The sequence below is a fragment of the Tardiphaga sp. 839_C3_N1_4 genome (genome assembly GCF_051811045.1).
Classification (GTDB): Bacteria; Pseudomonadota; Alphaproteobacteria; order Rhizobiales; family Xanthobacteraceae; genus Tardiphaga.
This window is the reverse complement of record NZ_JBPWQD010000001.1, coordinates 769,449-790,828: the sequence shown is the minus strand read 5'-3', so window position 1 is coordinate 790,828 and position 21,380 is coordinate 769,449. Positions and strand designations below refer to the sequence as shown.

Annotated in this window: 21 protein-coding genes; 16 read left to right on the top strand and 5 right to left on the bottom strand. The window is 61.3% G+C overall.

What is annotated here, in order from left to right:
* Window positions 1-66: 66 nt before the first annotated feature.
* The 3 genes from AB8A38_RS04110 (at window position 67) to AB8A38_RS04100 (ending at window position 3,002) form a co-directional block, all read left to right on the top strand.
* Complete coding sequence (locus AB8A38_RS04110) at window positions 67-915, top strand: DUF3313 family protein (RefSeq protein ID WP_439085069.1); 849 nt, start codon at window positions 67-69, stop codon at window positions 913-915.
* A gap of 105 nt (window positions 916-1,020) precedes the next feature.
* Window positions 1,021-1,746, top strand: coding sequence for a response regulator (locus AB8A38_RS04105; protein ID WP_089264118.1), 726 nt, complete (start codon window positions 1,021-1,023; stop codon window positions 1,744-1,746).
* Window positions 1,743-3,002 (top strand): ATP-binding protein, encoded by a 1,260-nt coding sequence (locus AB8A38_RS04100; RefSeq protein WP_120289370.1) that lies wholly within the window; start codon window positions 1,743-1,745, stop codon window positions 3,000-3,002. The genes AB8A38_RS04105 and AB8A38_RS04100 overlap by 4 nt, the downstream gene beginning before the upstream one ends.
* A gap of 241 nt (window positions 3,003-3,243) precedes the next feature.
* Here AB8A38_RS04100 and AB8A38_RS04095 read toward each other — a convergent pair whose 3' ends face one another.
* Together AB8A38_RS04095 and AB8A38_RS04090 are read right to left on the bottom strand one after the other, a co-directional pair.
* A complete protein-coding gene (locus tag AB8A38_RS04095) occupies window positions 3,244-4,371 on the bottom strand; it encodes a patatin-like phospholipase family protein (RefSeq protein WP_439085068.1) in 1,128 nt (375 codons plus the stop codon).
* Window positions 4,372-4,479: 108 nt separating this feature from the next.
* The gene (locus AB8A38_RS04090; protein WP_439085067.1) at window positions 4,480-5,496 is read right to left on the bottom strand and encodes an adenylate/guanylate cyclase domain-containing protein; all 1,017 of its coding nucleotides are present in this window, start codon (window positions 5,494-5,496) and stop codon (window positions 4,480-4,482) included.
* 316 nt (window positions 5,497-5,812) lie between these two features.
* Between AB8A38_RS04090 and AB8A38_RS04085 the strand changes: the two genes are divergently transcribed.
* The 3 genes from AB8A38_RS04085 to AB8A38_RS04075 all read left to right on the top strand — a co-directional run bounded on the left by AB8A38_RS04085 (window position 5,813) and on the right by AB8A38_RS04075 (window position 9,084).
* Complete coding sequence (locus AB8A38_RS04085) at window positions 5,813-7,072, top strand: GGDEF domain-containing protein (protein WP_439085066.1); 1,260 nt, start codon at window positions 5,813-5,815, stop codon at window positions 7,070-7,072.
* Between the two features lie 133 nt (window positions 7,073-7,205).
* Entirely contained in the window at window positions 7,206-7,976 is a 771-nt protein-coding gene (locus AB8A38_RS04080; protein WP_439085065.1) for a DsbA family protein, read from the top strand.
* A 199-nt stretch (window positions 7,977-8,175) separates the two neighbouring features.
* Window positions 8,176-9,084 carry a cation diffusion facilitator family transporter gene (locus tag AB8A38_RS04075; RefSeq protein WP_439085064.1) on the top strand — a complete coding sequence of 303 codons (909 nt, stop codon included), beginning with the start codon at window positions 8,176-8,178 and terminating at the stop codon, window positions 9,082-9,084.
* Window position 9,085: 1 nt separating this feature from the next.
* On the opposite strand, the gene AB8A38_RS04070 is transcribed toward AB8A38_RS04075, so the two are convergent.
* Window positions 9,086-11,110, bottom strand: coding sequence for a pyrroloquinoline quinone-dependent dehydrogenase (locus tag AB8A38_RS04070; protein WP_439085063.1), 2,025 nt, complete (start codon window positions 11,108-11,110; stop codon window positions 9,086-9,088).
* A 186-nt stretch (window positions 11,111-11,296) separates the two neighbouring features.
* Window positions 11,297-11,425, bottom strand: a complete 129-nt coding sequence (locus tag AB8A38_RS04065) for a hypothetical protein (RefSeq protein ID WP_315842357.1) — start codon at window positions 11,423-11,425, stop codon at window positions 11,297-11,299.
* Between the two features lie 128 nt (window positions 11,426-11,553).
* Between AB8A38_RS04065 and AB8A38_RS04060 the strand changes: the two genes are divergently transcribed.
* The 9 genes from AB8A38_RS04060 (at window position 11,554) to AB8A38_RS04020 (ending at window position 19,441) form a co-directional block, all read left to right on the top strand.
* Window positions 11,554-11,760, top strand: coding sequence for a DUF6894 family protein (locus tag AB8A38_RS04060; protein ID WP_315842358.1), 207 nt, complete (start codon window positions 11,554-11,556; stop codon window positions 11,758-11,760).
* Window positions 11,761-11,869: 109 nt separating this feature from the next.
* A complete protein-coding gene (locus AB8A38_RS04055) occupies window positions 11,870-12,601 on the top strand; it encodes a DUF1236 domain-containing protein (protein ID WP_315842359.1) in 732 nt (243 codons plus the stop codon).
* 290 nt (window positions 12,602-12,891) lie between these two features.
* Entirely contained in the window at window positions 12,892-13,359 is a 468-nt protein-coding gene (gene aroQ, locus AB8A38_RS04050; protein ID WP_315842360.1) for a type II 3-dehydroquinate dehydratase, read from the top strand.
* A 51-nt stretch (window positions 13,360-13,410) separates the two neighbouring features.
* On the top strand, window positions 13,411-13,905 hold the full coding sequence (gene accB, locus AB8A38_RS04045; protein WP_315842361.1) for an acetyl-CoA carboxylase biotin carboxyl carrier protein: 495 nt from the start codon (window positions 13,411-13,413) through the stop codon (window positions 13,903-13,905).
* 30 nt (window positions 13,906-13,935) lie between these two features.
* Window positions 13,936-15,288, top strand: a complete 1,353-nt coding sequence (gene accC, locus AB8A38_RS04040) for an acetyl-CoA carboxylase biotin carboxylase subunit (RefSeq protein WP_184516990.1) — start codon at window positions 13,936-13,938, stop codon at window positions 15,286-15,288.
* Window positions 15,289-15,403: 115 nt separating this feature from the next.
* Window positions 15,404-16,927, top strand: a complete 1,524-nt coding sequence (locus tag AB8A38_RS04035) for a sensor histidine kinase (protein ID WP_315842362.1) — start codon at window positions 15,404-15,406, stop codon at window positions 16,925-16,927.
* Window positions 16,924-17,364 carry a response regulator gene (locus AB8A38_RS04030; RefSeq protein WP_089264105.1) on the top strand — a complete coding sequence of 147 codons (441 nt, stop codon included), beginning with the start codon at window positions 16,924-16,926 and terminating at the stop codon, window positions 17,362-17,364. Before AB8A38_RS04035 ends, AB8A38_RS04030 begins: the two co-directional genes overlap by 4 nt.
* Window positions 17,361-18,455 carry a response regulator gene (locus AB8A38_RS04025; protein ID WP_439085062.1) on the top strand — a complete coding sequence of 365 codons (1,095 nt, stop codon included), beginning with the start codon at window positions 17,361-17,363 and terminating at the stop codon, window positions 18,453-18,455. Before AB8A38_RS04030 ends, AB8A38_RS04025 begins: the two co-directional genes overlap by 4 nt.
* Before the next feature lie 146 nt (window positions 18,456-18,601).
* Window positions 18,602-19,441 (top strand): metallophosphoesterase family protein, encoded by an 840-nt coding sequence (locus AB8A38_RS04020; protein ID WP_439085061.1) that lies wholly within the window; start codon window positions 18,602-18,604, stop codon window positions 19,439-19,441.
* On the opposite strand, the gene AB8A38_RS04015 is transcribed toward AB8A38_RS04020, so the two are convergent.
* On the bottom strand, window positions 19,368-19,865 hold the full coding sequence (locus AB8A38_RS04015) for a Crp/Fnr family transcriptional regulator (protein WP_315842364.1): 498 nt from the start codon (window positions 19,863-19,865) through the stop codon (window positions 19,368-19,370). The two genes, AB8A38_RS04020 and AB8A38_RS04015, sit on opposite strands and share 74 nt — an antisense overlap.
* Before the next feature lie 251 nt (window positions 19,866-20,116).
* Between AB8A38_RS04015 and AB8A38_RS04010 the strand changes: the two genes are divergently transcribed.
* Window positions 20,117-21,373 (top strand): GTP cyclohydrolase II, encoded by a 1,257-nt coding sequence (locus tag AB8A38_RS04010; protein ID WP_315842365.1) that lies wholly within the window; start codon window positions 20,117-20,119, stop codon window positions 21,371-21,373.
* Window positions 21,374-21,380 lie beyond the last annotated feature (7 nt).

Below are 21,380 nucleotides of genomic sequence, written 5' to 3'. Positions count from 1 at the left end.
TCTTTCGCAATGTGGCTGACAATTTGTCTCCGTACGCAGTGTCCGTGACTATTGGGGGACATCTCTATGCGCGCGAACGCCATCAACCACGTGTTGAAACTGATATGCCTGCACGCTCTGACAGCAACTGTCGCTGGATGCGCCACGGCCCAACTGGAGACATCAGGGTCTCTCGCCTCGTATAACGACCTCGCGCCCGCCGACGGCATCACTACCAAATCCAAGATGCGCGTCGACAAGGCCGGGGTCCTGGCGGCCAGGAGCGTCAGCATCATACCCACGTCGTTCTCTCATGCCGCATCTCGAGCCGCCCTCACCGACAAGCAACGTCGCGTCATCGCGAATGCTGTCGACCGTTCCGTCTGTATCGGACTGAGCGACCGCTTCAACGTGGTCCCATCCGGGCAACCCGCCGACCTAACGGTGCATGTTACCGTGACGCGTGTGACCGTCACCGATCCGAATGTCGCTGGAGCCGCTAAGGTTGCCTCCGCCGCACCGATGTTCATCAGTGCAGGCTTTCCTATCGTCGTCCCCCGGATCCCGTACGGCATGGGCGGCCTGTCGGTCGAAGCGGAAGCTCGCGACGTACGAGGCCAGCAGAAAGCGGCATTCGTCTGGGCCCGCGATGCTGACATGTTGACGAGCACGCCGCGCGTTGCGGCATCCGGCGATGCCTACGATCTGGCGGGCGAGTTCGGCGCAGATTTCAGCAAGCTCCTCATTACCGGTGAAAATCCGTTCGACAAGAAGCTGTCGACGCCCAGTATGCAGCGCGTGAATTCGGCCTTTGGGGGCAAGCCCAAATACGCCGCCTGTGATGCTTTCGGGCGCACCGGCGTTTCCGCCTTCATCGGCGGGAAAATGGGAGCACCTCCAGAGTGGAACGACGACGCGATGCCGGTGACGGAATGACCGGACATGCATGACAGTGATTACCGTCCCTCCGCCCAAGACAGCTATGCTACGACATTAGCAGTCACGTTGAACGAACAACCGCCTGGAGCCGGATGCCGCCCAATGCAGACCATGTCTCACATCCTCATCGTCGATGACGATCTTGCAATACGAAAACTGCTGGGACGCTATCTGACCGAACAAGGCTACCGCGTATCCATCGCCTCCGACCAGCGAACGATGAAGGAAGCGCTGCAGACCAACGAGGTCAGCCTGATCGTTCTCGATGTCCTGCTCCCCGATGGGTCGGGGCTCGATATCTGCCGCGATCTTCGGCGGGAGGGCTCCGAGATACCCGTCATCCTGTTGACGGCGCTGAAGGAGGACGTCGACCGGATCATCGGCCTCGAAATCGGCGCGGACGACTATCTCGGCAAGCCGTTCAATCCGCGCGAATTGCTCGCCCGCATCCGCGCGGTGCTTCGTCGCAAGGTGACGCAGGACATCCAGCTCTCCCAGGTGCTCGAACATCACTTCGGCAGATTTAAACTCCATCCCGGCGCACGGCAGTTGCTGGACGAAAACGGGCAGCCGTTCGATCTCACGACAGCTGAATTCGAACTGTTGCTCGTGCTGGTCAGACGACCGGGCCGCCTGCTCTCCCGGGATCAACTGATCGAACTGACGAACCGCAGTTCCGACGACGTGTTCGATCGCTCGATCGACGTGTTGATGAGCCGGTTGCGCAAGAAGCTTGGCGACAATGATGATTTCCAGTTGATCAAAACCGTGCGTAACGGCGGCTACATTTTCTCGGCACGCGTTGAAACCATTGGCGCAGACACATGAACTCCATACGCATTCGATTTTCCTTGATGCTCGTGGGCTCGGTCCTTTGTGTGGTGATCCTAGCCAGCGCCGTGATGTCGCAAATGATACTCGGGCTGGTCGAAAAGGATTTTCGTGACGGATTGACGTCTCGCGTCGCTGCATTTTCCAACAGCATCACCTTTCGCGGAAACGATGCAGTCTTTCATCTTCAGCCGGCGCCCATCGAGGGAAAGCTTCTGGAAGCGCCGACCAAGCTTCTGCAGGAAGCATTTCAAAAATCGCAAGCCAATTTCGACATTTTCGTCAAGCAAACGCCGGATGGCCAACGATGGGCGTCCATCAAGATGGGCCCCGGCTGGCTGAGCTGGCCCATACGCGAGCACGCGCCGCCTCCTGAAGTGTGGTGGGGCCTCGCCGGCTGGATGGTACTGATCACGGTTGGCGTCATCGGGGTTGCTCTTACGGTCGCCCATCAGACGACGAACCAGCTTAAATTGCTGCAGAGCATGGCGATGTCCGTTGGCAAGGACGGCGTGCTGCCCGTGCTCAAAGAAGAAGGGTCTATCGAAATCAAGGCAACCGCTCAGGCACTGAACATGATGGGCGCAAGTCTGAAAAAAGCGATGGACAGCAAGATCAGACTTGTGGCTGCCGCAGGGCACGATTTGCGGACACCCATGACACGCATGCGTCTGCGCGCCGAATTTCTCAACGAACGAGAGCGTGAGGAGTGGCTGCATGACCTCGATGAAATGGATCACATTGCCGACAGCGCCATCCAGCTCGTTCGGGAAGAGACCGTCGGAAAAGGCACCGAACACGTCAGACTCGACGAGCTCGTCGGGGACGTTTGTGCCGAACTCACCCTGATCAAGATGCGGGTGACAATTGCCGGACTCGATCACAGCAGCGTCAAGATCTCACCGCTCGCACTCAAGCGCGCCCTACGCAATCTCATCATCAATGCTGCGACCCATGGCGGCGGCGCCATCGTAAGCCTGCGCGTTCACGATCGCCGCGCTGTCGTCCTGATCGACGACAACGGTCCCGGCATTCCCGAACAATTCCTGGCAAGTGCCTTCGAACCGTTCTTTCGCGCCGATCCGGCCCGCCGCCAGTCAATCCCCGGCGCCGGGCTCGGCCTGGCCATCGCCAAGGAAATTGTCGAACGACAGGGAGGCACGCTCGAGATCGAGAACCGGCAACCTCACGGGTTAAGGCAGACGCTTTCCATTGAGATCGATATCGCGAACGTATCATCGGTCGCAGCCTGAACGACGCGCTCGCCATGCGACCACACGGTCGCCGCTGCAGACGATCGCGGGAGAACAATCCTTGGCAAGCAGCCCCTGTTCAGCCGGACCACAAGATCATCGCGATCCCAAAGACGAGCAACGGATAATACGCAACCTCCACGCTCAGGAACGCGATGTCTTTTGTACGAGACCAGAGGCGCCGAACGGATATCCGTATTCGGGACCGTTCCAAAGACGCTGTTGGAGCGATGCGACACATCTAGCTACCCTGCCCCCTCAACCCTTCCAGGTTGGATTGAAATCCACTGGCCGAACCGCCCTTGGCACGACCGTAGGCGTAGAGCTCTTTCATATAATCAGTATCGAAATTGGTTGGATCGCTCATGGTGAGCTTGCCCGCGTCGATGGCCGTTGCTTTGAAATCCCAGTTGTTGCGTTTGCAGAAATCGTATGTCGCGATCATCGCATTGCGCGTATTGGCCTTCACCGAGGTCTGAAACGAGCGCGCCACGATCGGAAGCGTCAGATCCGACGTATAGGAGGCGTCGGGCGACAGCTTGCCGTTAACGATCACGAAGACCCGAGACTTCGTAGCCAGCGATCCAGCATGGGCCGTCAATACGCTTTCCGGCACAGCCAGAATATTCGACGTCACGCCGCCATCGACATGCATCTCGGAATACATGTTTCCGCCGGCCTCGACGGCGATCAGGGCCGGCGGGAAAATCCCGGGGATAGCGGCCGACGCAGCGAGAACATTCCGGAATAGCTCATAGCGACCAGGACTATCGTTGCTTGCGATCTCCCCCATATTCCAGAGCGTCGTCCCTTGGGTGTCGAGGTTCGTGGTGGCCACGATGAGCATCTTGCCCCTACGATACCGCGCGCCGACCGCATCGATGATCCGATCATCGGCATATTTCGAGATAAGGTCTTTCATCGGCCCCGCCTTGAAGACGCCCGATCCAACAACGGCGTTGATCCCCGCGATACGCATCAGATTTTCGGTGGCGCCGCTGGTGAAGATCGCTTCAAGACGGCCGTCATAGCCCGGGCCAAGAAACGCGAATGGCGCAATAAGGGCGCCAACGCTGGAGCCGGTGACGATATCGAAATCGGGGCGCAGCCCGGAGTCGGACCAGCCTTTCAGAAATCCTGCGCCATAGGAACCGTCAGCGCCGCCGCCGGACAAGGCAAGAATGGTGAGCGGTGCAGCACCGCGCCGCGATCCCGCAAAGATGCGATAGCCTTCGTCGGGCGATATCCTGGCCAACGGAATCTGCGGGGTCGTCGCTCGCGCGCTTGCGATCAGCGGAGCGCGCGGCAGCGACGCACAGGCCGACAGCAGCAGCGCCGTGCAAATAATGGGAAGCGTCGCGCGAGGCATCACGCGAGCTCTGCAACGATCAAAGTGAATCTTGAAAACTGGGCCATGCGGGTTTCCATGTCCGAAAACTCTTGCACGACTGATTTGCCATTTGTTTGCGCGTTTATTTCATTGTGTTTCGTGCGGCGGCTGCAAACCGAATGCGACAATTCCGTCCACACGTCCACGAATGGGAAGATGACCGAGTGCACTGACCGTGAAGGGCGGTGCCGAGGCAAAGCAATCCATCGCCGCCTTCGATGCGACAAAACCGCCCTCTACACCACGACTGAGCTCTTCCAGCCGCGAGGCGGTGTTCATGACGTCGCCATTGAAGACGATCGCACGTTTGACGTCGCCGATTTCGCCGATGATCACCGGCCCGAAATGCAGGCTGCCGCGAATGCGGGGCGCTGTGCCAAACTCGCGCTCAAACTGCCTCGCTTTGCGCGCCAGTTCGTCACGCATGACCAGGAAGCAGCGCAACGGACGGCAATCGATCGCACCGTCCCGCTTCGTCCAGGTCACGATCATCTCGTCGCCGACATAGGCGAGCACCTCGCCACGATGGTCGACGACCGGAAGCGATAGCAGGCGAAAGGTCCGATCGAGGAAACGGTGGATACCGACGCCACCGAGTTGCTCGGCCAGGCTGGTTGAGCCCGCAATATCCACGAACAGGACGAAACGCTCTTCCTCGACCGGCGTGTGATAGCGCCCGGTGAAGAAGTTCAACAACGCGCGTCCGCCGACGAGATTGGTGATTGCCAAAGCGAGATTGACGACGATGGAGACGACGACCGAATAGACCAGGCTCGACCAGAACGTATCCTCCGCGATCTCGAGCGTCCGCCCGATCAGCACATCCGCAAGCCGAAACCATTGCACGGCCAAAATCACGACGGCGTAGAACGCGCTCTTGATCAGGAGGTTGGCGGTGAACGAGCGACCGCTCAACCAGATCCGGATCGGACCATCGGCCACCATGATTTCGAAGCCGCCCAAAACCGTGCTGATCACCAATCCGATGACGAGCCCGGGCAGAATGGGCAGATCGTGAGTGGCACTGAACGCCACGCCGGCGGCGCCGCCAGCGGCTATAATCGTCGTGAGGACCCTTAGTTTCCGTTCAAGCCTGGCGTTCATGGTCCCTCCCACCGGCACAGCCGACGGGAGGGTATATCAGATCGTCCAAGGGCGGGCTGACACGGGCCGATGGCAAAGGTTGCCCGCCAGCAAACCGACGCGCGGCCTCACCGAGCCCTGCCGTGCACGCCGCTATGATCTTCATCCTTTTACAACCACCCTAAGCTTCTCGCCGGCAGCGGTCAGGTTCCGTTAACGGAACTCGCTGCATTTAGTGAAAATGGATGCGCTCATCGCGTCCGGCGGGGAGACCAATGCAGCCATCGGATCACGAAACCGCACACAGCGGCGTCACACGCACGTGGGACCGACGGCAATGAGCACAATGACCATCTTCTGGTTCACGCTCGCCAACTTCCTGTCGTCAGGTCTCGTCTGGGCCTATGTCGCACGCTGCTATCCGAACTTCGTCCCGGCCCGCTACTGGAGCGCCGCCTCATTGAGCGCGTCGGCCGGCTCTGCTCTCGGCCTGCTGTTTCCCAATCCCATCGGCCTGCTGTTCGCCGCGCAGATGACAGTTCTCGCTTTCTGTCTGTCAGAGGTCGGCATCCGCCGCTTTTACGACAGGCCTACATCCTGGATCGCCACCGCTCTGGTGATTTCCGCGAGTCTGGCCGGCTTCATGTTCTTCAGACTGGTCATCGACGAATATGCGATGCGCGTTGTCGTCTACTCGCTGAGCCAGGGCATTCCCGTGGCGCTGACGCTACCGCTGCTACTGTCGCGTGATCATCGGCGCAGCAATCACGGCGCACGGATGGCCGGCTACCTCTCGATTCTCCTGCTTGTTGCTTTTGCCTGCCGCGCGATCGCCGCGCTGCTCCATCTGGGCGGCAGCGAGACGACCATGGTGACGGTCGATGCGGTACAGGCCGGCTTCATGCTCGTGGCGGCATTCCTCGCCATGACATGGAATTACGGACTGCTGATGATGGCGATCGACCGCCTGCGTGGCGACGCAGCCGAACTGGCGCTGATCGACGATCTGACCGGCGCCGGCAATCGCCGCCGCCTGTTGCAGCGGATGGACGAGGAATGTGCGATGGCGCGGCGGACCGCACGGCCATACGCACTGCTGGCGATCGACCTCGACGGCTTCAAGGCGGTCAATGATGGCTTCGGTCACAGCGCCGGCGATGACTGCCTGAGGCAATTCGCCCAAGCGGCGCAAGATCAGTTGCGCCCCGGCGATACGCTGGCCCGATGCGGCGGTGACGAGTTCTGCATCGTGCTGCCCGACACTGACCTGCAGCAGGCCGGCGAGATCGCGCGGCGCGTGCTGGCGGCCTGCCCGCGACAATTTGGCAATGCCGGACACAAAGTGAGAACTCTATCCGCCTCCATCGGCGTCGCGCAGTGGTCCTCCGACCTCATCGCCTCCCCCGAACGGCTGATGGCGGCCGCCGATCACGCCCTGTATCAGGCCAAACACAGCGGCAAGAACCGGGTCGTGCTCTATGAGCCTGCACCGCCGCTGGCACCGATCTTCGATGACGAGATCGGAAGCGCTCCATTGCCGGCACCGCATGCCCTCACTGCAATGACCGGGCCGGATCACCACCATTCCGGCTTCTGAGACCTGCGGCACCATGATGAATTGCGCGTGACCGCCTTCACAAATAACGCGTATTTCGCCCTCAAAATGCTAAGCAGCTTCCCGAATAACACGCGGCTTTCTGACTCGGCCTTTTCCAAAGGATAATTTGCCCATGCCTTCGTTCCGTTTTCTCGCCTCCGCCGCCGTGGCTCTTGCGCTGTGTGGCGCGCCCGCGGTCGCATCGGCGCAGACATTCAATGACGCCCAGCGCGGCGAGATCCAGAAGATCATCAAGGACTACCTGATCACCCATCCGGAGATCCTCGAAGAGGTCTCTGCCGAACTGACCAAGCGTCAGGCCCAGGCTGAAGCCGAGAAGCATCAGGCCGCAATCGCCGCGAACGCAAACACCATCTTCAACTCGCCACGCGGCGTCGTCGTCGGCAACAAGGATGGTGACGTCACCTTCGTCGAGTTCTTCGATTACAATTGCGGCTACTGCAAGCGCGCCATGGATGACATGGTCGGCATCATGAAGAGTGATCCGAAACTCAAGGTCGTGCTGAAGGAATTCCCGGTGCTCGGGCCCGGCTCGGTTGAAGCCGCCCAGGTTGCCGTCGCCGTGCGCATGCAGGATCCGACCGGCAAGAAGTATCTCGACTTCCACCAGAAGCTGCTGAGCGGCCGCGGCCAGGCCGATAAGGCCCGCGCGATGGCAGCGGCTAAGGAAGCAGGTCTTGACGTCGCCAGACTGGAGAAGGACATGGCCAGTCCGGAAGTGCGCGCGACCATCGAAGAGAACTTCAAGCTCGCGGAATCCATGGGCATGAACGGCACGCCGAGCTACGTCATCGGCAAGCAGGTCGTGATCGGCGCCGTCGGCGCGGAAGCGCTGAAGGAAAAGATCAATCAGGCGCGCTGCGGCAAAGCGATCTGTTCGTAAGTACCAAAACCGGCGAGGTCGATTGATACCTCCGCCTGATTTAAGACGAACATCGCGGAAATATGACAAACCGGCTGCATTGCAGCCGGTTTTTTATTTATCTTTCGGTGGCGGTCAAAGCGGCTGAACGCCATCTGTGATAAAATAACTCATACTCACCGGAAAAAAGGATGCAGCGGGCACCCCGCTTAAGTTCCCAATGTTGACCGATACCAAACAGGAGCAGCGGCTCCTGAAAATCTCGATTTACGTCACGCTTCTCATTTCATTTGCCAGCATCGCTTTCGGGCTCGCCATCAGTTCGCGTGCTATCGCCTTCGACGGTTTTTACACGTTGATCGACGCAGCCATGACCGGCGTTGCATTGCTGACCGCACGACTGATCAGCAGAGGCGAAGACGACCGCTTCCAGTATGGCTACTGGCACCTTGAACCGATCCTTGCGCTGATCAACGGCACGGTGCTCAGCTTCGCCTGCGCCTATGCCTTCATCGACGGCCTTAACGGACTGATCACCGGCGGGCGCGCCATCGAATTCGGCCCCGGCGCCATCTTCGCTGCGGTGGCGGGCGCCATCAGCTTCGGCATGAGCATCTATATCCGCCGCTCGGCCGGCGAACGCGGCTCGCAACTGCTCGACATCGATGCCCGTGCCTGGCTGATGGGCGGTGTACTCAGTCTGGCGGTCTGCATCAGCTTCCTGCTCGGAGCGGTGATGGCGAAGACTCCAGCAGCGGCCTATGCACCGCTGGTCGATCCGCTGATCCTGCTGGTGGTTGCGATCTGCCTGCTGCCGTTTCCGCTCTCGACGATCTGGAACGCCGGGCGCGACATCCTGCAGGTCGCACCGAGCGACCTCGACGAAGAGGTTCGCGAACTCGCCCAATCGATCGCGCATAAGCATGGCTTCAGCGACTACAGCTCACATGTGATGCGCTCCGGCCGCCAGCAATTCATCGAGATCGGGCTGGTCGCGCCATCGGGCGAGATCAGCAAGACGTTCGCCGAACTTGATGCCATCCGTGCCGAGATCGCACTGGCGATGGGCGGCCTCAGCCCGGGTTACTGGCTGACGGTCGATTTCACCGCCGACAAGCGCTGGGTGTAAGTCACATCAGCGCTTTACTCCTTGCACGCCAGGTAACACCGCCGGCAAGGAGAAGGACAAGCACCGCGCCAAACGCGATCGCGCCGGCGCGGAGCCGACCACCGGGACGATCGATGTAGAGCGAGCGCAGCGATGGCGCCTCTCCGTCGCGCGCAAGACGAAACGCCAGGACGCTGTCGCCGATCGAGGTGCCGGATTCGGAATGGCCACCGGCGGCGATGACCACATACTGCTCTCCACCGATGGCGTAAGTCATGGGATTGGCGACACCCGGCACCGGCAATCTTCCCTGCCAGAGTTCAGCGCCGGTCTTCGCATCATACGCACGCAGGTAGGCATCCATCGCGCCGGTGAAGATCACGCCGCCGCGCGTGGCCAGGAGGCCGTTGACCAGCGGTGTGCCGGTGGCCAGTGCGAGACCCAGTGGCGCGATGTCCTCGGTGGTGCCGACCTTCGACTCCCACAGCACCTTGCCCGCCTTGAGGTCCACCGCGACCATCGCGCCCCAGGGCGGCTTGTTGCAGGGCATACCGAGCGGCGACGCTACAAGCGCCCGCGTCATGGCAAAGGGCGCACCGCGCTGCGCGCCGAAATCGGTACCGGCCGGCGGCCTGTAGTTCTGCGCCTCGGCGCGTGGGATCAGCGTAACCCGATGCACAGCGCGGCTCGTATTGGCATAGAGCAGCTGGCTGACGGGATCGAAGGCAACACCGCCCCAATTGACGCCGCCGCCGGTCATCGGAAACAGCAGCGTCCCGGCGCCCGTCGCGGGTGGCGTGTAGAGGCCTTCGTTGCGTCCACCGGCCAGTTCATCCCGGCACTTGCCGCGATCCCAGAATGTCACGCCGAACGCCTCATCCGGCGTCACGCGTTGTGGCAGCAGTATCGGAAGATGCGTGGGAAAGGGCTGCGTCGGCGACAGCGCTTCGCCGGCGACGCCGCCTTGCGGAACGGCCCTCTCCTCCACCGGCCAGATCGGCTCGCCGGTGGTGCGATCCAGCACGAACAGAAAGCCCTGCTTGGTGGCCTGGATGACGACGTCGCGCGAACCGCTTGCAAGATCGATGCGGGCCAGCGTCGGCTGCGCCGGCACGTCGTAATCCCAAACATCGTGATGCACAATCTGGAACGACCAGACCAATTCGCCCGTGTCGATCTTCAGCGCAACGACCGAATTGGCGTGCGCATTGTTGCCGAGCCGCTTGCCGCCCCAGAAATCGGGACTGGGCGACGATGTGGGCAGAAACAGCAATCCGCGTTCGTCATCCGCCGACATCGGCGCCCAGACATTGGCGTGACCGGCCTCGATGCCCGCATGGATCAGCGGGTCCCACGACCATCGCAGCGCGCCGCTGCGCGTATCGAACGCACGGACAGTGCCCTTCGGTGCGTTGACGCGCCGATTATCGGCCAATGAAGAACCGACCACGACGACGTCACGGCCCACCACCGGCGGCGATGTAATCTGGAATTCGCCGGGGCCATCGAGCGGCATTCCCGGATCGAGCTTGACCTCGCCCTGTGCGCCGAAGTCAGCACAGGGCAATCCCGTTGCCGCATCCAGCGCAATGACACGGGCATCGTTGCTGCCCATGAAGATGCGGCTGCGACAGGTCGCGCCGGTTCCCGCGCGATCGTCACGCCAATAGGCGACGCCGCGGCACACCCATCGATTGGCCGGACGCACATCCGCTGCGACCCGCGCATCGAAACGCCACTTCTGCCGGCCGCTGGCAGGATCGAGCGCAATCACCTCGTTGAATGGCGTACAGAAGACGAGACTGTCTTCAACCAGGAGCGGTGTTGCTTCGAATTTGGTGTGCGCCATCTGCGCAGGTGTGCGACGCAGGAGATCACCGGTCTGGAAGCGCCAAGCCTCTATCAGGCGGACGACATTGTCGGGGGTGATCTGATCCAGTGGCGCGAAGCGCGAGCCGCCGCGGTCGCCGCCCCAATGCTCCCATCCGAGAGCAGGTGCTACCGACAGGACTACGAGCGCCAGGATTCCTCCAATCCAATTCCTCATCGAAGCACAGCTCCGCAGATCCCGACTGACATGACCTGATGTTAGTCGTTGAGCCCGCCCTGTCCATGTCGAACGCATAGTAAAGAGGCCGGCTGCGTAACAGCCGGCCTCTTTGAAATCGATCAATATCACAGCGATAGTTACGCGATGCCGTCGACTGTCGTCTCGCCGTCATCCGGGCGCTGCTCAAAGCAGCGACAGCTTGTTTGCCGTATTTTCCAGTACCTCGGCGACGAAATCGGAGACCGAATTCTCGATCGGCGCCGCTTTCGCGATCGTCTGAATGATCATCTCCACAAAGGCTGGCATCGCCATTTTCGTTATTCGATGGTGCAATATACGTGCTGCCATTTGGTTCCGGCTGAGACTTCTTCATTCCATTTCCGACTTAGGAACATCCCCAACGGTGGTGGATTGCCCTTTACGGAGGAGGAGAACGAGCAATGCCAAAATATCATTTCGAGATTGTCGATGGTTTCCGACTGGAGGACCCCGTAGGTCTGGATTGTAGCGACGACACGCAAGCCAGGGATGTGGCCAAGAATATTGCTCATCAAATCGCAGTTGATATCGCAGGCGACAGTGACCGGAAGGTCGTCGTCATCGATGACAACGGCGATGAAGTCTACAAGACGAAGATCAAGCCCTGACGCGGCGTGACCTATGCTCATAACAAAAGCAATGGAACTATACTTTCTCAGGAACATCCCTCTATCAGTGCCGTTGTACGGCGGGCAATGCATCGCGAGGAGAACCAAGATGAACAACCGTTTATTGATGAGCGTCGCCGCTGCTGCACTGATTGCGGGTTCGGGTTTCGCTAGCGCGCAAAATCCCGGCGGCGCAGGAGCCGCAACGTCGGGTGGTGGCGCTGCCGGAATGACCCGTGACGCACCGGCGGGCGGTGCTGCGCGTAGCGGCGCAACAAGTGCGCCCGCAGGCGGCGCGGCTGCTGATCGTGCTGCGCCGGCCGAACGCAACGCACCCGTCAACAAGGACGAAGCGACCGACACCACCAACAAGTCCGAGCAGAAGCCGGCGGTGAAGTCGACGCAGTCCGACGACAAGATGCAGCGTGACGACAAGCGTGCGACCGATTCGACCCATGACGGCGGAAAAGCCGGCAAGGACATGAAGGCCGATACCAAGGCTGGCGATACCAAGGCGGGTGCAGACACGAAGTCGACATCGACCGAGACCAAGTCGACCACCACTACCGGTCAGGCCGGCGCAGGCGCCAAGCTTACCACCGAGCAGCGCACCAAGGTCACCACGGTCATCAAACAGCAGAACATCCAGCCCGTGACCAATGTGAACTTCTCGATCTCGGTCGGCACCCGTGTGCCGCGCGAGGTCCGCTTCCACCCGCTTCCGGCTGAGATCATCACCGTCTATCCGGATTGGCGCGGCTACGAGTTCTTCCTGGTGCGCGATGAGATCATCGTCGTGAACCCGCGAACACTCGAGATCGTCGCAGTCCTCGATGCCTAAGGCGGCGCATCTGATGCAACACCCGGGCGGGCTCGAAAGGGTCCGCCCGTTTGCTATCCGGCACGCTCCGCCCCTGTCGTGAGCCGGCAGATTGCCGGAAATGGCGCCAGCGGCTTTAACCTTGGTTAATAAGCTTTTTCCATAGGTTCCACCGGGCTTTTTATGAATTAGGTGAGGTATTTGGCTGGGGGAACCGGGGCTCTAGAGGCTTCCCCTCCGCGGTTTGGTTACCTATAACCCCGGGCAGAACGGCGCCCACCCGCGCCCATTGCGATTGCCCGGGATGTCCGATGGCCAATACCACGACCAACACCATCTACGTGCTCAACGGCCCCAACCTCAACCTGCTCGGAATCCGCGAGCCGGACACCTATGGGCATGCAACTCTGGCTGATGTCGAGAAGCTCTGCGCAGCCGCCGCCGCGCAATATGGCCTGACCGCGGATTGCCGGCAGTCCAATAGCGAGAGCGAGCTTATCGGCTATATCCATCAGGCCCGCGAGAAACACGTGGCCGGCATCGTGATCAATGGCGGCGCTTACTCGCACACCTCGATCGCGTTGCATGACGCCATTGTCGGCGTGCGCATTCCCACCGTGGAAGTGCATGTCAGCAACGTCTACACCCGCGAAAGCTTCCGCCACCATTCCTTCATCGCCAAGGCAGCCTTTGCCAGCCTCTGCGGCTTCGGCATCGAAGGCTATCGCCTTGCCATCAGCGGCCTTGCCGCAAAAATCGGTGCCAACGCCATCGCGTGACGCGCCCGCTTCGCTCTTTATTCGTCTTTCACTTCAGACATTGGATTTCCCATGGCCCGCAAGCCTGACGACACACAGACCGCCACGCCGCAAGCCAGCAACGATAGCGGCATGATCCGCGAACTGGCGCTGCTGCTGGATGAAACCAACCTCACGGAGATCGAGGTCGAGCGCGCCGGTCTGCGCGTGCGCGTCGCGCGGAATATCAGCGTTGCTGCCGCTGTGCCCGCTTATGCGCCCGCACCGGCTGCTGCACCCGCGCCTGTCGCCGCAGCTGCTGCCGCACCGGCCGCCGCCGACATGACCAAGCATCCCGGCGCTGTGCCCTCGCCGATGGTCGGCACGGTCTACCGTGCCCCGGAGCCCGGCAAGCCGGCCTTCATCGAAGTCGGCACCAAGGTTGCTGCCGGACAGACTCTGGTCATTATCGAGGCGATGAAGACCATGAACCAGATCCCGGCGCCGCGAGCCGGTACCGTAACGCAGATCCTGATCGAAGACGGCTCGCCGGTCGAATACGGTGAAGCGCTGGTCATCATCGAGTAACACCACAACGTCCTCTGACTTCGGAACGCCATGTTCGAGAAAATCCTGATCGCCAACCGCGGCGAGATCGCATTGCGCATCCTGCGGGCCTGCAAGGAGCTCGGCATCGCGACCGTGGCCGTGCATTCGACTGCGGATGCCGACGCCATGCATGTGCGCCTCGCCGACGAGAGCGTCTGCATCGGCCCGCCGGCGTCGAAAGACAGCTACCTCAACATCCCGTCGCTGCTCGCCGCCTGCGAGATCACCGGCGCCGATGCGGTGCATCCCGGTTACGGCTTCCTGTCCGAGAATGCGCGCTTCGCCGAGATCCTCGCCGACCATAATCTGAAGTTCATTGGCCCCAAGGCCGAGCACATCCGCCTGATGGGCGACAAGATCGAAGCCAAGAAGACCGCCAAGCGGCTTGGCATTCCCGTGGTGCCCGGCTCCGACGGCGGCGTCGGCCCCGAAGACGATGCCATAGCCATCGCCCGCGAGATCGGCTTCCCGGTCCTCGTCAAGGCAGCGGCCGGCGGCGGCGGCCGCGGCATGAAGGTCGCGCAGACCGAAGCCGATCTGCTGATGGCGCTGTCCACTGCCTCGAACGAGGCCAAGGCCGCGTTCGGCGACGCGTCGGTCTATCTCGAAAAGTATCTGACCAGGCCGCGCCACATCGAAATCCAGGTGCTGGGCGATGGCCGCGGCGGCGCGCTGCATCTCGGCGAACGCGACTGCTCGCTGCAGCGCCGGCACCAGAAGGTCTGGGAGGAAGGCCCCTCGCCGATCCTGTCACCGGAAGCGCGCGCCAGGATCGGCGGCATCTGCGCCAAGGCGATGCAGGACATGCAGTATCTCGGCGTCGGCACCATCGAATTCCTCTACGAGGACGGCGAGTTCTATTTCATCGAAATGAACACCCGCATCCAGGTCGAGCATCCCGTCACCGAGATGATCACCGACATCGATCTCGTGCTCGAGCAGATCCGCATCGCTGCCGGCGGCGACCTGCCTTGCACCCAGGAAGAGGTCAACATCATCGGCCATTCTATCGAGTGCCGTATCAATGCCGAGAACCCGGAGACCTTCCGGCCCTCGCCCGGCACGATCACCCAGTATCACGCCCCCGGCGGCCTCGGTGTCCGCATCGATTCCGCGGTCTATCAGGGCTACAAGATCCCGCCCTATTACGACTCGCTGGTGGGCAAGCTGATCGTCCACGGCAAGAACCGGCCGGAATGCCTGATGCGGCTGCGCCGGGCCCTGGACGAGATCGTAGTGGACGGCGTCGAGACGACCCTGCCGCTGTTCCGGGCCCTGGCCCGGGAAAGCGACATTATCGAGGGCGACTACCACATCCACTGGCTGGAACAGTATCTCGCGGGCAAGCCTCCCAAGACCTGAAGTATTTGGCAGCAGGCTGGAACCAATCGCCTCCATCCGCGTTTCAGTGCTGCCGGGAGCCGTCCGGCGGCGGGGGCCATATTGAAGTTCAGTCTGCAATCCAAGCGAGTATTACGTGACCGCTGACGCCGCCCGCAGGCGAGCGCTCTGGCAAATCCTGCTGCTCTTGGCGGGATTGCTGGTGCTTGCCGCCATCAGCGCCGCCTCCGTCATCCTGGTAAACCAGGCACGTGACGATTCCAGATGGGTGGTCCACACCGTCGAAGTCCAGAACCAGATATCGAACCTGCTGCTGGAAATCCGCCGCGCCGAAAGCGCCACGCGGGCCTATCTGCTATCCACCGGTCCGCAGTTTCTGTCTGAATACGAAACCTCGGCGGCGGCCATCCTGCCAGCCGTCGACAGACTGGTCAGCCTGGCCAACGACAATCCGGCCCAGGTCGCCAACACCGTCAAACTGCGCGCAGCCGTCGAGCAGCGACTGGCGGAATTCGCCAGGGGTATCGACCGCATCAAGAACAACGACGTCCAGTCGAGCATCGATATCCTGCGCCGCGGCGATGCCAATCAGGCCGTTCAGGACATCGCCAATATCACCCGCGCGATGCGCGCCGAAGAAGGCCGCCTGTTCGTCGAACGGACCCGAACAGCAGACCAGAGCCAGCAATGGGCCTCGTGGGTCACCGTGGCAGGCTCCGGCCTGGTAGTGCTCCTGGCGGCGCTGTCGATCTTCCTCGTGCGCCGCTCGTCAAACGCCCGCGATGAGGCGGAGGCCAGGTTGCGCGACAGCAACATCGACCTCGAAGCCGCCGTTGAGGAGCGCACCGCCGACTTGCGCGAGGCCAACGACGAGCTGCAGCGCTTCTCCTATATCGTCAGCCACGACCTGCGCTCGCCGCTGGTTAACATCATGGGCTTCACGAGCGAGCTCGAGGAGCTGCGCGGCGACATCTTCAGGCGCATCGCGACGCTCGCCAATGCAGAGCCGGTCGTGGCCGATGTGAACGGCGAATTGCCGGAGCCGGCGCTGCCCGAACAGGACAAGCAACTCTCCGCCGATTTCACCGAAGCGCTCGGCTTCATCAAATCGTCGATCGGCAAGATGGACCGCCTGATCAGTGCCATCCTCAATCTGACCCGCGAGGGCCGGCGCGAATTCAAGCCCGTCAAGATCGACACCCGCGAACTCATCGAAGGCATCGCTTCCACCGTAGCGCATCAGGCAGCCGAGACCGAAACCCAGATCCGCATCGAGCCATTGCCTGACATCGAGAGCGATCGTCTCGCAATGGAACAGATCTTCGGCAACCTGATCGACAATGCGCTGAAATATCTGAAGCCCGGCACCCCTGGCGACATTCTCGTCAAGGGCCGCACCAAGATGGGCTTTGCGATCTTCGAGATCATCGACAACGGCCGCGGCATCGATCCCCGAGATCATCAACGCATCTTTGATCTTTTCCGCCGTGCGGGTACACAGGACAAGCCCGGCCAGGGCATCGGACTGGCCCATGTGCGCGCTTTGGTGCGACGAATGGGCGGCACCATGTCGGTGTCATCGGAACTCGGCAACGGCAGCAACTTCACCGTCACGCTGCCGGCCAGATGGACGGGGCATAACCGGGATAAACAAACATGAGTAAGCCAGTCACCATCATTATGATCGAGGACGACGAGGGTCACGCCCGTCTGATCGAACGCAATATCAGGCGCTCGGGTGTCAATAATGAGATCATCCCGTTCACCAACGGTACAGACGCCGTCAACTATCTGTTCGGCAAGGATAGCACTGGCCTCGATCACAAGGGCGAAGCCCTGCTTATCCTGCTCGACCTCAACCTGCCCGACATGACCGGGATCGATATCCTGAAGCGTGTCAAAGAGAACGAATTTCTCAAATGCGCGCCCGTCGTGGTCCTCACCACCACCGACGACGCGCAGGAAATCAAGCGCTGCTACGAATTGGGCTGTAACGTCTACATCACCAAGCCCGTGAACTACGAGAGCTTCGCCAACGCGATCCGCCAACTCGGTCTGTTTTTCTCCGTCATTCAGGTTCCGCAAGCGTCCACATGATATCTGCGACGACGCCAACGCTGCTGTATATCGATGACGACGCAGGTCTTGCGCGGCTGGTGTCGCGCGGCCTGACGCGGCAGGGCTTTGGCGTCGAGCATTGCGACAATGGCGAAGCCGGGATCGAACGGATCAAGCAGGGTGGCATCGACGTCATCGCGCTCGATCAGTACATGCCGGGCCTCGATGGGTTAGAAACGCTTGAGCAGATCCAGAAGCTGCCCTCGCCGCCCCCGGTGGTGTTCGTCACGGCGTCGCAGGACAGCAAGATCGCCGTCACCGCCCTCAAGGCGGGTGCCGCCGACTATCTGGTGAAGGACACCCAGGGCGACTTCCTGCCGCTGCTGCATGTCGCCTGCACGACCGCCATCAAACAAGCCCTGATATCAAAGGCACGCGACGACGCCGAAGCCGAAGTCCACGCGTCGCGCGATCGTTATGCAGCCCTCGCGGCCGAGCGCGAAGTGTTGCTGCGCGAGGTCAATCACCGCGTCGGCAACTCGCTGCAGATCATCGCCTCACTGCTGCATCTGCAGGCCAACTCAACCAACGAAGATCACGTCAAGGTGGCGCTGACCAACGCCATGGGCCGGGTCGCCGCCGTGGCGCAGGTCCATCGCCGGCTGTACACCTCGCACGACCTCAACAGCGTGCTGCTCAATCAGTATCTCGAAGCCCTGCTGGAAGATCTCCGCCGCTCGGCCGAGGGCAACCGGATGTCGCGCCTGACGCTGAAAGCCGAATCTGTCGAGATCGATCCGGACCGCGCCGTAGCCATCGGCATCATCGTCAACGAGCTGGTGATGAACGCCGTCAAATACGCCTATCCCGACGGAGCCGGCCCGATCCATGTCGTGCTCACCGCGCAGGGCGACCAGCTCGAACTGTCGATCACTGACGATGGCGTCGGCCTCAACGTGAAAGTCGACCCGCGCTCCACCGGCATGGGCCAGCGCATCGTCAATGCCATGGCCAGCAAGCTCGAAGCTTCCGTCGAACGCGATCCCGACCATACCGGCACGCGTATCGTGCTGCGGTTCTGCGCCGTCACCAAGCCCGCGGCCAAGCCGCCTGTGAGCTCTGCCGGCTAGGCCTGCCTGCGCTGCGGCCGCGCCTTAAACACTCCCAACCTGCACAAATATGCCGCGCCCGTTCGCCTTGCGCGGCTCCATCACGTGCCTAGACTGCACCTTTCAGCTGCTGATATTTTCCTTCCTTTCCGGACCTCGGATTTCATATGCGCTGCCTTGTCGTAGCCGATCTCCACTATTCGCTGCCCCAGTTCGACTGGTTGTTGAGCGTTGCCTCGCAATTCGACCTCGTGATCTTCGCCGGTGACGCGCTCGACGTCGCATCGGTCGTGGACGTCCGTGCGCAGATCCTGGTAGTGAAGAAGTATCTCGGCCTGCTTGCCCAACGCACCAAGGTGATCCTGTGCTCTGGCAATCACGATCTCGACGAACGCAACGATGAAGGCGAGAAGATCGCGCGATGGGTTGGCGATGTCAGACAACTCGGCATTGCCTGCGATGGTGACAGCCTCGCCATCAGCGATACGTTATTTACGGTCTGCCCGTGGTGGGACGGTCCGCTGGTTCAGCAGCGCATCGCGCAGCAACTCAACGAAGCATCCGCACAAAACGCAAAACGCTGGATCTGGGTCCATCATGCGCCGCCGACCAATTCACCCACAAGCTGGGGCGGCAAGCGTTACTTCGGCGATGTCGAACTGGTGCAATGGATCGAGGCGCATCGGCCCGCGATGGTGATCTCCGGCCATGTGCATGAATCTCCGTTTGTCAAAGACGGCTCATGGTACGACCGGATTGGCGAGACCTGGGTGTTCAATGCAGGTCGCCAGTTCGGTCGGCCGCCGACTTACATCGTGCTCGACCTCGATGACGGCACAGCATTCTGGCTATCGGCGGAAGGCGCTGACCATATAGACCTGAACGCTCCACTGCAGCGTCCGGCGTTGCCGATCAAGACCGCGCCCGCATGGCTCACATCCGTGGATCGTTTTGTCGATCCGAGCCCCGATCCGAACCTGGTGACACCTTCGTTGGCGACAGGTTGACCATGTTGTCCAAGAGCTCGCCGACCATCGACAGATGCGTACCATGGCCGGCATATTGCTGCTTGATATCGGCAAGATAGCTCGTCGCCACATTGAGCCGCTGCGCCAGCAGCCGCGCGATCATCAGCGCGACGGTCGGGTGATCCCGCAAGAAATCCGTCGCATTCTCGAATTCATAGACTTGCGTCTCCATCGCGGCGCGCACGGTCGCGGTATGCGGCTGTTCGAGGAGCACCGACATTTCACCGACCACAGCACCGGGTTCGGTCAAACTCGCAACCACCGTGTCGCCCTTGACGACATCGAGCTGCCCTTCAATCAGCACGAACAAATGCCCGCTGGTCTGTCCTTCCCGGATGATCGTATCGCCCGCTGCAACGCGGTGCTTCACGCCATCGCTGCAATGATCCAGAACGGCGCGCATATCAGGCACTCCAACATGGTTGATAAAGCGTATGCTCGCCGTGACGATCGCGTGACACAAGGCCCGAACACGCTGAAATTGTCGGCAACCGGCGCATATTGGGTGGGCCGGAGCTTGCGAGACATCCCGTGCCGGCTACCGCGTCTTTCTCCCTGTTGCATTTATTCGGGAGATAGTTATAGTTAGTTGCTTCCTTAGCAATAAGGCCCGTCCTGTCAGGCGGGCCGTTGCCATTTTAGGGGGCCTTTGCGATGAGCCGTTCCAACCGGATCGATCATATTCGCCTGACGTCGCATCCTGCGCCGGGCGCCAAGCATCACTTCCCGATCCAGTGGGGCGCACCCTCCGCACGCGAACGCGGGCCGGTCATCGGCACCGTCTCCCGCCCGCAGGACCGCAACGTCATCGGCACCCATGGCGGCTCCTATTCGGTCTATCGCGCGCTCGCGGTTTCATCCGGCGCACTTGATCCGCTGAAGCGCCCCGACCTCACAAACACCCATCCCGCTGCTGTCGTCGGGCCTTTCGGACAATGGACCGATCCCGAGAAGATCGTATCGCTCGATCCCTGGGGTCATCTCGTTGCCGAGAACTTTGCGCCCGAGATCGCCGAAGGGATCGATATCCGCCCGAGCATTGCGATCACCAAGGCGCGGCTCGATCTGCCCGAGCTGCAGGCCGCGATCGCTGGCGGTCGCCTCAAACACGACGGCGAGGTCGTGCATGCCAATGGCAGCGTCTCCGTGGTCAAGATCGCTATCGATCCCGTGTGGTATCTGCCCGGTCTCGCCAAGCGTTTTGATACCAGCGAGAATAATCTGCGCCGCCAGCTGTTCGAACAGACCGCCGGCATGTTTCCCGAACTGGTGACGCGGCCTGACCTGCAGGTGTTCCTGCCGCCGATCGGCGGGACTACCGCCTATCTGTTCGGCGACGTCAGCAAGCTGCCGGATCACACCACCAAGATCACCTGCCGCGTCCATGACGAGTGCAACGGCTCCGACGTATTCGGCTCCGATATCTGCACCTGCCGCCCCTATCTCATTCACGGCATCGAGGAATGCGCGCGCGCCGGTCAGTCCGGCGGGCTCGGCATCATCATCTACAACCGCAAGGAAGGCCGCGCGCTCGGCGAGGTCACCAAATTCCTCGTCTACAACGCACGCAAACGCCAGGAGGGCGGCGACGCCGCTGCGCAGTATTTCGAACGCACCGAATGCGTTGCCGGCGTGCAGGATGCGCGCTTCCAGCAGTTGATGCCGGATGTGGTGCACTGGCTCGGCCTCAAGCGCATCGATCGCTTCATTTCCATGAGCGACATGAAGCATGACGCGTTGACCAGTCAGGGCGTCGAGATCGTCGAGCGCGTGCCGATCCCCGACGACATGATCCCAGCCGATGCGCATGTGGAGATCGCCGCCAAGAAAGCGGCCGGCTACTTCACACCGGACCCGGTGACGCCGCAGGACCTGATCGACTCCGTCGGTCGCGGGCTTGAGAAGTATTGAGATATCA